General features: G+C 63.7%; 9 protein-coding genes. 5 read left to right on the top strand and 4 right to left on the bottom strand.

The annotated features are described in order from the left end of the window. Positions 1-112: 112 nt before the first annotated feature. From AC0L2B_RS26080 to AC0L2B_RS26070, 3 genes are all read left to right on the top strand, one after another. The gene (locus tag AC0L2B_RS26080; protein ID WP_473747746.1) at positions 113-3091 is read left to right on the top strand and encodes a sarcosine oxidase subunit alpha; all 2979 of its coding nucleotides are present in this window, start codon (positions 113-115) and stop codon (positions 3089-3091) included. After that, positions 3084-3713, top strand: coding sequence for a sarcosine oxidase subunit gamma (locus AC0L2B_RS26075; protein ID WP_473747361.1), 630 nt, complete (start codon positions 3084-3086; stop codon positions 3711-3713). Before AC0L2B_RS26080 ends, AC0L2B_RS26075 begins: the two co-directional genes overlap by 8 nt. A gap of 258 nt (positions 3714-3971) precedes the next feature. After that, the gene (locus AC0L2B_RS26070; protein WP_473747360.1) at positions 3972-6341 is read left to right on the top strand and encodes a DUF1989 domain-containing protein; all 2370 of its coding nucleotides are present in this window, start codon (positions 3972-3974) and stop codon (positions 6339-6341) included. 209 nt (positions 6342-6550) lie between these two features. On the opposite strand, the gene AC0L2B_RS26065 is transcribed toward AC0L2B_RS26070, so the two are convergent. The 4 genes from AC0L2B_RS26065 to AC0L2B_RS26050 all read right to left on the bottom strand — a co-directional run bounded on the left by AC0L2B_RS26065 (position 6551) and on the right by AC0L2B_RS26050 (position 13633). Next, a complete protein-coding gene (locus AC0L2B_RS26065) occupies positions 6551-8044 on the bottom strand; it encodes an aldehyde dehydrogenase family protein (RefSeq protein WP_473747359.1) in 1494 nt (497 codons plus the stop codon). Between the two features lie 259 nt (positions 8045-8303). Then, complete coding sequence (locus AC0L2B_RS26060; protein WP_473747358.1) at positions 8304-11459, bottom strand: efflux RND transporter permease subunit; 3156 nt, start codon at positions 11457-11459, stop codon at positions 8304-8306. Positions 11460-11810: 351 nt separating this feature from the next. After that, positions 11811-12950, bottom strand: a complete 1140-nt coding sequence (locus tag AC0L2B_RS26055) for an efflux RND transporter periplasmic adaptor subunit (protein WP_473747745.1) — start codon at positions 12948-12950, stop codon at positions 11811-11813. A gap of 74 nt (positions 12951-13024) precedes the next feature. After that, a complete protein-coding gene (locus tag AC0L2B_RS26050; RefSeq protein WP_473494078.1) occupies positions 13025-13633 on the bottom strand; it encodes a TetR/AcrR family transcriptional regulator in 609 nt (202 codons plus the stop codon). 229 nt (positions 13634-13862) lie between these two features. On the opposite strand from AC0L2B_RS26050, the gene AC0L2B_RS26045 reads away from it, so the two are divergent. Further along, complete coding sequence (locus AC0L2B_RS26045) at positions 13863-14216, top strand: VOC family protein (protein ID WP_287285597.1); 354 nt, start codon at positions 13863-13865, stop codon at positions 14214-14216. Between the two features lie 70 nt (positions 14217-14286). Then, positions 14287-15180: a PhzF family phenazine biosynthesis protein gene (locus tag AC0L2B_RS26040; protein WP_473747357.1), complete on the top strand. Its 894-nt coding sequence runs from the start codon at positions 14287-14289 to the stop codon at positions 15178-15180. Positions 15181-15312 lie beyond the last annotated feature (132 nt).

Here is a 15312-nt window from a genome sequence, read left to right as displayed (position 1 = left end):
TTGGCGAAACCCTCAGTGAAGGCGTCCTTCTCCCCGTCACTATACGGGGAGAAGTGCCCGGCAGGGCGATGAGGGGCAGCGCGACGCTCGTGCATGGGGGCCGGGCATCGTGATTTCCAGCCAACCCAATCGTCTGCCATCCGGCGGTCTCATCGACCGCTCGTTGCTGCTGAACTTTCGCTTCGACGGCAAAACCTTTGCCGGCTTCCAGGGCGACACGCTGGCCTCGGCGCTGATCGCCAATGGCGTCAAGCTGGTCGGCCGCTCGTTCAAGTACCACCGGCCGCGCGGCATCCTGACCGCGGGCTCGGAAGAACCCAACGCACTGGTCGAGCTGCGCACCGGAGCCCGGCGTGAGCCCAACACCAAGGCGACCACCGCCGAACTTTATGACGGTCTGGAAGCCGCCAGCCAGAACCGCTGGCCGTCGCTGCGCCACGATCTGATGGCGGTCAACCAGCTGTTCTCACCGATCTTCGTCGCCGGCTTCTACTACAAGACCTTCATGTGGCCGGCAAAATTCTGGGAAGCAGTCTACGAGCCGGCGATCCGCCGCGCCGCTGGTCTCGGCCGCGCCGCGGGCGTTGCCGATCCTGATCATTACGACAAGACGTGGGCGCATTGCGACGTGCTGATCGCTGGTTCCGGCCCAGCCGGGCTGGCGGCAGCACTTGCCGCCGGCCGATCTGGTGCCCGCGTCATCCTGTGCGAGGAAGATTTTGCGCTTGGCGGCCGCCTGCTTGCCGACGGCGGTACGATCGACGGGGTGCCCGCAGCCGAATGGATTTCGCGCACGCTGGCCGAACTCGCCTCGCTGCCCGATGTCCGCATCATGAACCGCACGACACTGTTCGGCGTCTATGATGGCGGGACTTATGGCGCCATCGAGCGGGTCAACGATCATCTGCCTTCGCCGCCGGAGCATCAGGTGCGCCAGCGCCTGTGGCGGATCGTGGCAAAGCGCTCGATTGTTGCCGCCGGCGCCATCGAACGGCCGATCGTCTTTGCCGACAACGACACGCCCGGCGTGATGATGGCTTCGGCAATGCGGAGCTATATCGCGCGCTATGCGGCAACCCCGGCGAAGAGGATTGCGCTGTTCACCAACAACGGCGATGGCTGGCGCACGGTCGAGGCGGCACTCGGCGCCGGATTGCAGATCGCTGCCGTCGTCGATGCGCGTCCAGACGTATCGGCCGCGCATCGCGCGCTTGCCGCCAAAACCGGCTTTGCCGTTTTGAACGGTTTCGTCAGCGGGGTGGACGGCGGCAAGGACGGTGTCAGGAAAATCTCGATATCTCTGGCAGGCGGCGCACGCGCCGAGGTCGAAGCCGACGGGCTTGCCGTTTCCGGCGGCTGGAACCCGGCGGTCGGGCTGACCTCATGCCATCGCGGCCGGCCGAAATGGCAGGACGATATATCGGCCTTCGTGCCGGACGGCGCGCCTCCCGGCATGGTGGCCGCCGGTGCCGCCAACGGCGCTTTTGGGCTCGGCGCCTGCCTGCGCCAGGGGTTTGCCGCCGGTGCGGCGGCGGCGCAGAGCGCCGGGCACAGCGGCAGTGCCGGCACGCCGCCAGTCGCCGAAGACGAAGCGTTTTCGCTGACCCCGCTCTGGCATGTTGCCGGCAAAGGAAAAGCCTTTGTCGACTACCAGCATGACGTCACCGCTGCCGACATCGAGCTGGCGCAGCGCGAAGGCTTTGAATCGGTCGAGCATCTGAAGCGCTATACGACGCTCGGCATGGCGACCGACCAGGGCAAGACCTCGAATGTCGCCGGCCTCGCCATCATGGCGGCGCTGTCAGGCAAATCCATTCCCGAGACCGGCACGACGATCTACCGGCCGCCCTATGTGCCGGTCGCCATCGGCGCCTTTGCCGGCCATCATCGCGACGAAAACTTCCACGCGACAAGGCTGACGCCGTCGCATCACTGGGCAGTTGAACAGGGCGCTGTGTTCGTCGACACCGGCCTGTGGAAGCGCGCGCAATGGTATCCGCGCGCCGGCGAGAAGGACTGGCTGGAAACGGTCATCCGCGAGGTCAAGGCGGTACGCTCCGGCGTCGGCTTTTGCGACGTCTCGACGCTCGGCAAGATCGACGTGCACGGACCGGATGCCGGCGCCTTCCTCGACCGCGTCTACATCAACACCTTCTCCAATCTTGCCGTGGGAAGGGCCCGCTATGGGCTGATGCTGCGCGAGGACGGCATGGTCTATGACGACGGCACCACGTCGCGGCTGGCCGAGGATCACTATTTCCTGACCACCACCACCGCCAAGGCCGGGCCGGTGATGCAGCATCTTGAATTCTGCCGGCAGGTGCTGTTCCCAGAACTCGACGTGCAACTCACGTCAGTCTCCGACCAGTGGGCGCAATTCTCGATCGCCGGGCCGAAGACCCGGGACTTGCTTCGCGAAATCGTCGATCCGGCCGAGGACCTTTCGAACGAGGGTTTTCCATTCATGGGAGCGCGGGAGGTATCCCTTCGCGGCGGCATCAGGGCGCGGCTGTTCCGCATTTCGTTCTCCGGCGAGATGGCGTTCGAGATTTCCGCTCCGGCCCGCTACGGCGACGCGCTGGTGCGCAACCTGATGCTAGCCGGCAAACAATTCGGCGTCACGCCCTATGGCACCGAGGCGCTCGGCGTCATGCGCATCGAAAAGGGCCATGTTGCCGGGCCGGAACTGAACGGCACGACGACCGCGGCCGATCTCGGCTTGGGCAAGATGATGTCGACCAAAAAGGATTTTGTCGGCCGCGTCATGGCCGGACGCGAGGCGCTGGTCGCACCGGATCGGCAGGTCGTGGTCGGCATCAAGCCGACGGACAGAGCGCGCCGCCTGCGCTCCGGCGCGCATATCATTCCGAAGGGCGAGATACCGGGTTCCGCCAACGACCAGGGCTATGTCACCTCGGTCTGTTTCTCGCCGATGCTTGACCAGTGGATCGGGCTGGCGCTTGTCGAGCGCGGCCGCGAGCGCATTGGCGAGATCGTCCATGCGCACGATCCGCTGCGCGGTGAAGACTATGATGTCGAGCTGTGCAATCCCGTCTTCTACGATCCGGATGGAGGGCGCCAGCGTGGCTGAGTCTTCGTGGCTTTCTCGCAGTCCGCTGGAGCATGTCCTTGTCGTCGGCGCCCATGGCGCGCGCGACGTCGCGCCGGGCATTTCCCTCACTGAAGTTCGCAATTTCGACCTGATCCAGGTGATGGCGCGGCGCGGCAAAGGGGCGGAACTGGCAAACGCCGCCAAGGTCCGTTTCGGCATGGCGGCTCCGGATCTGCCGAAGGCCGTCAGCGCTTCGGGCGTGACGCTCATCTGGTCGGGACCGGATCAGTTCCTCGTCCTGTCCAAGAGCGGCAAGCACACGATGGACAATTTGAGCCAGGCGTTTTCGCAGTCCGCGTCGCTGTCGGACCAGTCGCATGCGCGCGCCCTGATCAGCGTCTCGGGAGCCAAGGCGCGCGCCATGCTGGCGAAATTGTCGTCGCTCGACCTGCACCCGACGGCGTTTCCGATCGACGCCGCTGCCGCCACGTCGATCGACCATACCAGCGTCAATCTCTGGCGTGGCGATGACCGGCCGGATGGGCAGGCGGTGTTCAATCTTCTGGTGTTTGCAAGTTTCGCCGAAAGCCTGTGGCACACGATGCTCGACGCAGCCGCGGAGTATGGCGTCGAGGTCGGCTATTTGGAGGAGTTGGCGTAGCGGTTGCCTCTTGCCTTCTCCCCTTGTGGGAGAAGGTGGATTGGCGCGTAGCGCCAAGACGGAAGAGGGGTGTTGGACGGAGTGCTGTCGGTGCCAAGCTGGAGCACCCCTCATCCGACCGAGCTTCGCTCGGCCACCTTCTCCCACAAGGGGAGAAGGGGGAGCCGCGCCGCCTTGCCAAACCGACACGCACTGCTATTCTTGCTGCGAAAATAATTTCACGTACAGGCAAACTTGTTTCTTGAGACCCGGGTCGAGATGAGCCAGTCGCCCTACCCCGCCGTCGCCGCCGGACCGCCACGACCGAGCCTGATCCTGCGGCCCGGCCAGATGGCGCTGCCCGCCGGCATGGAGCGCTATTCCGTTCAAGGCAATGGTGCGGTGCTCATCGACGTCGAGGCCGGCGATACCGTCAGCGTGCGCAACGTCGAAGGCGGCCAGGCTTGCGAGCTCTTGGCATGGGACAAGAGCGGGGTGCCTGATGCCGGCATTTTCGGCGAGAAATCGAACAGCAATGCCGCCGGCATCAAGGCGTTGCTGGCCGATGGCGACGACAGCCTCGCTTCGTTGCGCCGAGGGCTCGAGCGAAGCCAGGTGCAGCTCGGCCAGGCAAAGGCGGTTCGTGTCTTCGGCGGCGCCACCCCTGCCGGCACCGAACAGGGTTTTGCCGTCGCCCGCGACGGCTCGATGCTGATCGCCGCCCCGGGCGGGCCAATGCCGGTCGACGGCCATGACACGGCGACGCCGCTCAACGTCATCGTTCGCCGCGCCACGATCCGTCCGGCGGCGAAGTCCAGGCTTGGCGACCCGCTGGCCGACCCGGTGCTCGATTTGCGCGTCCATTCGGCGACCGCGGAAGCCTACTTCGTCGGGGCGGGCGACTATCTGCAGATCATCGATGTCGACGGGCGCCAATGCACCGACTTCCAGTGCTTTTCGGCGCGCAAGCTCGACAAGGGACGCGACCATCCGCTCGACGTGACGACGACCCGCACGCTGATGGGTTCGAGCTATCCGATGCCAGGCCTTCATTCGAAATATTACGATCAGGACATGGAGCCGCTGGTCGAGGTGGTGCAGGACACCTGCGGCCGGCACGATGCGTTCGCGCTCGCTTGCGCCGCCAAATATTACGACGACATCGGCTATCCCGGTCACCCCAACTGCTCGGAGAATTTCAACCGCGCGCTCTCCGACAAGGGTGTAACTCCTCGCGCGGGCTGGATGGCGATCAATTTCTTCTTCAACACGGCGATCGACGCGCATGGCGTCATGGTGTCGGACGAGCCATGGTCGCGGCCGGGCGACTATGTGCTGCTGCGGGCGCTTACCGACATCGTTTGCGTGTCGTCCGCCTGTCCCGACGACACGACGCCGGCCAATGGCTGGAACCCGACCGACATCCATGTGCGGACCTATTCCGGCAAGCATAAATTCTCGCGAGCGATCGCCAGACGCATGACGCCCGATTCGGAACCGAAAATGACCCGCGAGACATCATTTCATTCGAGCTTTGCCAAGCACACCCGCAACTTCGTCGAGTACAGGGGGTATTGGCTGGCCAATTCCTTCGCAAAAGAGGGCCCTATCGACGAATACTGGGCCTGCCGGCAGGCCGCCGTCATCATGGACCTGTCGCCGCTGCGCAAATTCGAGGTCACCGGCCCGGATTCGGAAGCGCTGCTGCAATACACGCTGACCCGCGACGTGAAAAAACTCGGTGTCGGCCAGGTGGTCTATTCCGCCATGTGCTACGAGCATGGCGGCATGATCGACGACGGCACGCTGCTCAGGCTCGGCAAGGATAATTTCCGTTGGGTCGGCGGCGACGATCTTTCCGGCGAATGGCTGCGCGACACCGCGACGCGCCTCGACCTCAACGTGCTGGTGCGCTCGTCGACCGACCAGATGCACAATGTCGCCGTGCAGGGACCGAAGAGCCGCGACATCCTGAAGGAGATCATCTGGACCTCGCCGCTGCAGCCGTCGATCGAGGAGCTCGAATGGTTCCGTTTCGCCGTCGCCCGCATCGGCGGCGGCAACGGCATTCCAATCGTCGTCTCGCGCACCGGCTACACCGGCGAACTCGGCTACGAGATCTGGTGCCACCCGCGCGACGCCGAAAAGGTGTTCGACGCCATCTGGGCGGCCGGCCAGCCGCATGGCTTGAAGCCGATGGGGCTGCAGGCGCTCGACATGGTGCGCATCGAGGCCGGGCTGATCTTTGCTGCTCACGAATTTTCCGACCAGACCGATCCGTTCGAGGCCGGCATCGGCTTCACCGTGCCGCTGAAGAGCAAGACCGACGATTTCATCGGCCGCGAGGCGCTGATCCGGCGCAAGGAAAACCCGCAGAGGAAACTGGTCGGCCTCGACATCGACGCCAATGTCGCGGTCGGGCATGGCGATTGCGTCCATGTCGGCCGCGCCCAGATCGGCGAGGTCACGTCCGCCATGCGCTCGCCGCTGCTCAACAAGACCATCGCGCTGGCCAGGCTCGACGTCACCCATGCCGCGATCGGCACCGCGGTCGAGATCGGCAAGCTCGACGGCCACAGCAAGCGACTGCCGGCACGCGTCGTGACTTTTGCCCACTACGATCCGCAGAAGACCAGACCGCGCAGCTGACGGCTGCATTCTTGCCTTCTCCCCTTGTGGGAGAAGGTGGATTGGCGCGCAGCGCCAAGACGGAAGAGGGGTGTTGGCCGGAGTGCCGTCCGTGCCAAGCTGGAACACCCCTCATCCGACCTCGCGGAGCCTGTCCTCGGGCTTGCCGGAGGCAAGACCCGTGGGCGAGGCCACCTTCTCCCACAAGGGGAGAAGGGAGAGCCGCGTTTTCAATCAATCTTGATGAACACGCCCTTGGTGTTGAGATACTCGTCGAGGTGCTCGGCACCGCCCTCGCGGCCGTAGCCGCTCATCTTGTAGCCGCCGAAAGGCACGGCCGGATCGATGGCGTGATAGGTGTTCACCCAGACTGAGCCGGCGCGGATTTTTCGCGACAGCTGGTGGGCGGTGGCGACATTGCGGGTGAAGACCCCGGCGGCAAGACCGTAGGGCGTGTTGTTGGCGCGCTCGACCGCCTCATCGAGCGTATCGAACGGCAGCGCCGAAATCACCGGCCCGAAGATCTCCTCGCGCGCGATCCTCATGTCGTCCGAAACGCCGGCAAAGACGGTCGGCGCGACGAAATTGCCGGCGGCCAGCGCACCTTCCATGAGGCGTTGACCGCCTGTGACGAGGGTCGCGCCCTCCGCCGTGCCGGCCTCGAAATACGAGGCGACCCGTTGCAGCTGGTTTTCGGAGACGAGCGGGCCGATCTCGGTCGCCGGATCGATGCCGTCGCCGATCCTGAGACCCTTGGCATAGGCCGCCAGCCGCTCGACGAATTCATCATGGACGGAGCGTTCGACGAACAGGCGCGAGCCGGCGATGCAGATCTGGCCGGAATTGGCGAACACCGACATCGCCGCCACCGGCACCGCCTTGTCGAGATCGGCGTCGGCGCAGACGATGACCGGCGACTTGCCGCCAAGCTCCAGCGAGACGCGCTTGAGGTTGCCAGCCGAGGCGCGGACGATCGACTGGCCGGTTGCCGTCGAGCCGGTGAAGACGATCTTGTCGACGCCCATATGCTCGGCAAGTGCGGCGCCTGCCTCGGCGCCGGTGCCGGTCACGATGTTGACGACGCCTGGCGGAACGCCGGCCTCGTTCATGAGGTCTGCGATCAGAAGCGGCGTCAGCGGCGCCTCTTCGGATGGTTTCAGCACCACCGTGCAGCCGGTCGCCAGCGCCGGTCCGATCTTCCAGATCGAAGCCGCCGTCGGGGCGTTCCACGGGATGATGGCGCCGACGACGCCGACCGGCTCCTTGCGCGTGAAGGAGACGATTTCGCCCGGCAGCGAGTTCTCGATCGTCTCGCCGTGCAGGGACGTCGCCATGCCGGCGTAATAGCGCAGCATGCCGATGACGCGGTTGCGGTTGGCCAGCGTGCGCACGATCGGCATGCCCATGTCGGTGGTGTCCGAACGGCTGATCTCCTCCCAGTGCTTTTCGAAGAGATCGGCGATCCTGAGGAGCAGCACCTGCCGCTCATAGGGCTTGCACCGGCTCCACGGCCCGTCGAAGGCCCTGCGCGCTGCGGCCACCGCCAGCTCAACATCCTGGCGGTCGCCGCGCGGCACCGTGGCAATGACCGCGCCGGTGGCCGGATTGCGGGTTTCCATGGTGCGGCCCGAGCAAGCGTCGACCCAAGCCCCATCGACGAACATTTTGCGGTGGCGTCCGTCGATCGGCCGGCGCAGCGCCACCGGTGCCTGAGCTATGGTCATGACGTCCTCCTCCGGCGCGCGGTAGCCTCACTTGAGATTAATTATCGATCTCGGCGCCGCCCCTCATCGCCCTGCCGGGCACTTCTCCCCGTATAGTGGACGGGGAGAAGGGGCTGGCCGTACGCTCGGCGCTTTTTTTGCAGCGCTGGATATTGGCGAAATCCTTTGCGAAGGCGTCCTTCTCCCCGTCACTATACGGGGAGAAGATGGCGGCAGCCAGATGAGGGGCGGCGCCAACCTTGCGCGACTGCCTCGACCGCTATTCGGCCGCCAGGGGCAGTTGCGGCTGGTCATCGTTTTCCGCCAGCCTCGGCTCGGCGGCCGGCTCCGCGTCCTCGACCTTCTTGCGCTCCCTGCCGAAGAACAAGGCATAGCCTGCCGGAAGGACGAGGATGGTCAGCACCGTGGCAACGAGGATGCCGCCCATCATGGCATAGGCGAGCGGACCCCAGAAGACGCCGCGCGAGATCGGGATCAGTGCCAGGACCGCCGTCAGCGCCGTCAGCATGATCGGCCGGAAACGGCGGACTGCCGAGCCGATGATGGCCTCCGAGCGTTCCATGCCGGCTGCGATGTCCTGGTCGATCTGGTCGACCAGGATGATCGAGTTGCGCATGATGATGCCAAGCAGCGCGATGACGCCGAGAATGGCGACGAAGCCGAACGGCGCGCCACTGATCAAAAGTGCCGCCGCAGCACCGATGATGCCGAGTGGACCAGTCGCCAGCACCAGCATCGCCTTGCCGAAATGCTGCAGCTGGATCATCAGCAGCACGACGATGACGGCCAGCATGATTGGAGCTTTCGCAGCAATCGAGGCCTGGCTTTCGGCCGAATCCTCGGCGCCGCCCTGGATCTCGATGTTGTAGCCAGGCGCCAGACCGTCGCGCAGGCCCTGCATCTCGCTGTACATCTTCATGACGACATCGTTCGACTGCACGCCGTCCGGCAGCGTGGCGCGCACGCTGATGGTCGGCAGACGGTCGCGCCGCCATTCGACACCTTGCTCCAGCACCGGGACGACCTTGGCGACCTGCGACAGCGGCACGAAGCCACCGAAATCCGTCGGGACAGAGATCGAGTCGACCGCCGACAGCAGATGGCGGCTTGCCTCCGGCTCGCGAGCGACGATCGAAACCGTCTCCTCGCCATCACGGAAATCATCGAGCGGCGCTCCCGACATGGTCGCCTGCAGCATCTGGCGGATGCGCTGCGAGGTGACGCCGAGCGCACGGGCGCGATCCTGGTCGATCACCAGCTTCATCTCCGGCACCGGCTCGAGCCAGTCGTCGTGGACGGCGCCGAGCAGCGGATTTGCCTGGAACTTCGCCTTCACCTCGTCGGCGATGCGGCGCACCTCCTGGCGATCCGGGCCCATGACGCGCATCTGCACCGGCCAGCCGGTGGGCGGCCCGAGGAACAGGCGGTCGACCTTGGCACGGACCGACGGGAAATCCTCGGCCAGAATGGTGCGCAGCTTGACGATCAGCCGTTCGCGGGCCGGTTCGTCATTGGCCATCACCAGAAGCTGGGCAAAATTCGGATTGCGGAGCTGCTGGTCGAGCGGCAGGAAGAAACGCGGAGCGCCCTCGCCGATATAGGTGGCGATGAAGCGCTTGTCCTTGTCGTCCATCATCCTGGTTTCGAGCGCCTTGGCCTGCGTCTCGACTTCCTTGATGCTGGTGCCTTCCGGCAGCCAGAGGTCGACAAGGATTTCCGGACGCGACGACTGCGGGAAGAAATTCTGCGGGATGAACTGGAACGCCCACAGGCTGGTGACGAAGGTCACCAGCGTCATGACCAGCACGATGATGCGGTGGCGCACGGACCAGCTGACGGTGGCGCGAAGCCGGCGATAAAAGCGCGTGTCGAAGACATCGTGATGGCTGCCGGCGTGTTTTCGCTGCTTGAGGATCATATGACCAAGCCACGGCGTGAAATAGACCGCCACGAACCAGGAGACGACCAGTGCGATGCCGACAACATAGAACAGCGTGCGCACATATTCGCCGGCCGTCGAAGCCGCGAAGCCGACCGGGATGAAGCCGGCGGTGGTGATCAGCGTGCCGGTCAGCATCGGGAAGGCCGTCGAGGTGTAAGCGAAGCTCGCCGCCTCGATCTTGACCATTCCTTCCTCGAGCTTGCGTTCCATCATTTCGACGACGATCATCGCGTCGTCGACAAGCAGGCCGAGCGCGATGATCAGCGCGCCAAGCGAAATGCGCTGCAGATCGATGCCGATCTCGTACATGATGGCGAAGGTGGCGGCCAGAACGAGCGGAATGGTGATCGCGATCACCAGGCCCGAACGCCAGCCGATCGTCAGGAACGAAACGACAAGCACGATCAGCAGCGCCTCGCCGAGCGCCGTCATGAACTCACTCACCGCGTCCCGCACGACTTCCGGCTGGTCGGCGATCTGATCGACTGAAACGCCGTAAGGCAAGGCCTCTTCGAAGCGGTGATAGGTCGCCTCGACCTCCTTGCCGACATCGGTGACGTTGAAGCCCTTGGCCATGACGACGCCGACCTGGACGCTGTCCTGGCCGTTGAAGCGGTATTTGCGCTGATAGGGATCCTCGAGACCTGTGGTCACGGTTGCGATGTCGCCGAGGCGCGTCACCTGATTGCCGGCGCGCAGGCGAAGTTCGCGGATGTCGGCTGCCTCCGTCACGCTGCCTTCGACCGAGATGCGCACAGAGCGCTGGCCGGTGTCGACCGAGCCTGCGGGATCGACATTGTTCTGGCCCTTGATCGCGTTCTGCAGATCGGTGAGTGTCAGGCCGCGCTCGGCAAGCACCTTGGACGAAACGTCGATATAGAGTTTTTCCGGCTGGTCGCCGATGATCACGGCCTTCTCGACGCCGGGCGTGGTCAGTAGCATGTCACGCGCCTGGATGGCCAATTTCTTCAGCTCGGGATAGCTGTAGCCATCGCCGCTGATCGAATGCAGGGTGATGAAAGTGTCGCCGAATTCGTCGTTGAAGTAAGGCCCAAGCAGCCCCTGGGGCAGCTCATTGGCGATATCGCCGACCTTCTTGCGTACCTGGTAAAAGGCATCCGCGACCTGCGTCGGATTGGTGTCGCCTTCCACCTGCAAGGTGATGATGGCGCTGCCGGCGCGCGTGTAGGAACGGACGAAATCGAGATGCGGCGTTTCCTGCAGCTTGCGCTCGATCTTGTTGACGACCTGGTCCTCCATCTCCTGGATCGAGGCACCGGGCCAGACCGCCTGGACGACCATGACGCGGAAGGTGAAATCCGGATCTTCCTTCTGGCCCATGCGCATCAGGCCGAGCGCACCGGCAACAATGATCAGGCCGAACAGGAACCGCGCAATGCTCGGGTGCCCGATCGCCCAGCGCGAAAGATTGAAAGGCCGTTTTCCATTGGTGTCGGTGGTGTCGGTGGTCATAGCGCCAGTCCATCTGTCTGATCGTCAGCGCACGCACATGGCATGCCCACGGAGCTTCTAATGCTGGAGCCTGTTCCATCCCGATAGGATCGGGATGGGGCTCCATCTTTCCTGTTCGAGCATGATCTTTTCCGAAAACCGGCTTCCACTTTTCGGGATCATGCTCTGGCTTCCGGGCGGCGAGGCTTTCCGAGCGGAGAGACACTCATCGCGGTGGGGCGCTAGGATCGATGTCGGGGGGGTACATCGACCTGACGTCTCGACAATCGGGCGCCTGCCGCCCGGAAACCGTGAACCGCTTGACCTCGCGGCTTGCGCCGATGCGAGGAAAAGCCGTTTTCTGCCTGGCCGTCAGCGCACGCGCTTGACGGCGTCGCCATCATCGTCCGCCGATGCTGACTGCTGCACCGCATCGCCGGCCAGCTTGACTTTCAGATTTTCGGTCATGAATTGCGTGCCCGCCGCAACGACGACATCGCCGGGTTTCAATCCTTCGGCAACATGCACGCCGTCGGCGGTGAACTCGGCGACCTTGATCGGACGCGCATGGACGGTCTCGCCGTTGCGGTCCACGGTCCAGACGATCTGCTGGCCGTCCTTTTCCGCCAGCGCGCTCAACGGGATCGATACGCTTTGCAGGCTGTTGTTGGCGGCCGAAGCCTCGATATTCGCGGTCATGCCGAGAAGCACGCGCGGATCGCTCGGCAGGCTGACGCGAACGGCAAAGGTACGCGACTGCTGATCGGCGCTGCCGGCGACTTCACGGACCTTGCCGTCGAGCGTCAGCGCTTCGTCGGACCAGAAGCTTGCCTTGACGTCTTTGCCCGGCTTGAACTGGGCGATATCCGTTTCCGGCACGGCGATCAGCACTTCCTTCTCGCCATCGACGGCAACGGTCACAACCGGCGTGCCGGAGCCGACCACCTGACCGACATCGGCGGCGACTGACGTGACGATGCCATTCCTGTCCGCCTTGAGGTCGGTGTAGAGGACCTGGTTCTTCGCCTGGTCAAGCGCTGAGCGGGCGGAATTGCGGGTGGCGACCGCCTGATCATAGCTGAGCGTCGCCTGTTCGAGCTGCGATTTCGAGGAGAACTTCTTGGCAAACAGCTGTTCGGCACGACGGCGGGCAAGGCCCGTTGTCTCGACCTGCCGCTCGGCGGCCTCGAGGCTGGCCTCGGCGCTGTTGACCGAAAGGTCGTAGTCGGCGGGATCGATGCGGGCCAGAACGTCGCCCGGCTTGACGCGCTGGCCGATGTCGACCAGGCGCTCGGTGATCTTGCCGTTGATGCGGAAGCCGAGATTCATCTCGGTGCGGGCACGCACGGATCCGGAGTAGGAGAGCTCACGGGTATTGTTCGCCTTGGCGATCTCGACGACCTTGACCGGCCGGACGATGTCCTTGACTTCCACTTTTTCTTGCGAGCAACCGGCGAGCCCAAGCGCCGCGACGACGACCAGAGCCGGACCAATGGCCGGCAGCCTGTTCATGATGGATTTGGACAAAGACACTTGCGTACTCCCGAACTGGAGATGGATTGTCGACGCCCGGCGGACGCCGCCGGTCATTTCTTCAAAGCCCTGATGGCAAACTCGATAAGGTCGTCCGGCATCGCCCGGTTGTTCTTGGCAAGGCACTGGGCGACCATCTGCGGGTGACACAGGGTGATGATAGCGGCGCCGAAACACCGCGAAGCGACTTCCGGGTCCTGGTCGGCAAACTCGCCGGCCGCGATTCCCTCGCGGATCACCTCCTCGACCAAGCCGCGGATCCTGTCGATATGCTTCTCGATGACATGCCAATCGCGCTCGATGGCGACGACGACCATTTCGTGCACCTTCTCCTGGTCGAGCATGGTGTCGCGGGTCCACTGATAATGCGTTTGCACGTAGCGGCGCAGCCTGTCGCTGGCCGTTCCGGGACTATGGCAGGCGTCGTAGGTCAGTTGGTAGCAGGTAGCGAGCATACGGCCGCAAACGGCCTGGTGGATTTCGACCTTGGAGGCGAAGAAACGGTAGATGTTGGCCGTCGACATGCCGAGTTCACGGGCTATGTCGGCGACATTGGTCTTGCCGTAGCCATAGTGGCGGAACAGCCGCTCTGCGCAATCGAGGATGCGCGCGACATTCTCCTGCCGGACCAGGTCAGCCGTCGTGTCGAGGGTGTCATGCATCATGGATCATTAGCTCATTACGAGTGACGAATTTTGAATTTCGTCACTCGTAATTCGAAATCGCCCGCCTGTCAACAGGTGATGTTAACCTTTCTGGGCGACCGGCGACATCCATTGATACAACCTGGGCGTGAACAGCGTTAACGAAGCCTGCTGCGGGTCCCCGCAGCGCAGCAATGCGTTATCATCGAAGCTGTGGAGATACGCCAAGCAGTGAAGGAGACATGGAATGACCGTGCTGCGCATCGTCTCGAACATCGCAACAGACAGCATTCCGGATGTTCGGAAGTTCTATACCGACTTGTTCGGGCTCGATGCCGTCATGGATCACGGCTGGCTCGTCACGCTGGCGTCCAGCGAAACCACCGTCCCCCAGATCAGCATCGCCAGCGAGGGCGGCTCCGGCACCCCGGTGCCTGATCTGTCGATCGAGGTCGACAATGTCGATGCGGTTTATCTTCGCGCGAACGAGATCGGTTGCAGAGTGGTCTATGATTTGACTGACGAACCGTGGGGCGTAAGACGCTTCTTCATTGCCGACCCGACCGGCAAGCTGGTCAACGTGCTCTCGCATCTTCGGTAGAGATTGTTATTTCGGTAGAGATTGTTCTGCAAACTGAACGGGCCCAATTGCGGTTCTCGGAGGAAAAACCATGAGCAGAACAATCCCATTTCATTTCGTCGATGTCTTCGCGGTGGAGCCGCTTACCGGCAATTCCCTTGCGGTGGTCGATTGTGGTGGCGAGTTGGCGCTCGAGCTGATGCAGAACATTGCCCGTGAGTTCAACCAGTCCGAAACCACTTTTGTCCTGCCGGCGACCCGGGCGGACGCCGATTGGAAATTGCGCTCTTTCACGCCGAAAGGCGTGGAGGTTTTCGGCGCAGGCGGCCACAACACGCTAGGGGCCTGGTGGTGGCTCGCTGCCGCGGGGCGGCTCGAGCTGGGCGATGGCCCGACATGGTTTCACCAACAGATCGGCGACTTGGTATATCCATTGGCCATCTGGCAAAGCCAGGGAAAACTCGAAAAGATCATTATGCGGCAAGAAGCCCCAGTGGCCGGCCGGCAGATCTCAAGCCTTGGCGCCCTTGCCGCGGCACTTGGCTTAAATACTGAAGAAATAACGGACGTCGTGCCTTGCCAGGTGGTCTCGACCGGTGCTGGCCATCTCCTGGTGCCAATCCGCGATCGCCAAGCCGTCGACCGGATTTCGCCTGACGCCAAACAGCTTTTCGACCTGCTCAACGAGGTCGGCGGGGAAGGCTGCTACGTCTTCTCACTTGATCCGCCACTGCGGGGAAGCACAGCGTATGCACGGTTTTTCAACCCGACTGTCGGCATTGCCGAGGATCCGGCAACCGGTACGGCGGCTGGTCCGCTCGCCGCACATCTGGTTGCACACGGTGTTGCGCAGCCCGGCGTCATCAAGGTCGAACAAGGCACGGCGCTCGGACGTACCAGCATCATCGAGGTCGATGTCGATGCCGGCTCGGTGAGCGTGTGTGGACGTGGCATCGTGGTGGCGAGCGGGGCGTTTTCGATCTAGTCGCTGACCGCGGCGGCCTTTGCGCCCATGGCCGAGAAAGGGTCTCGTCTTGACCTCCAGGCGATAGTCCGAAAATCGGCATGGGTTTCCTCCTCTGTTCCGTGTCGTGCTTAGGCCTCAGGGGTCGGTTGG

The sequence above is a fragment of the Mesorhizobium sp. WSM4815 genome (assembly GCF_055811575.1).
The sequence above is the reverse complement of the archived record's forward strand: the minus strand, read 5'-3'. Positions and strand labels throughout refer to the sequence as shown.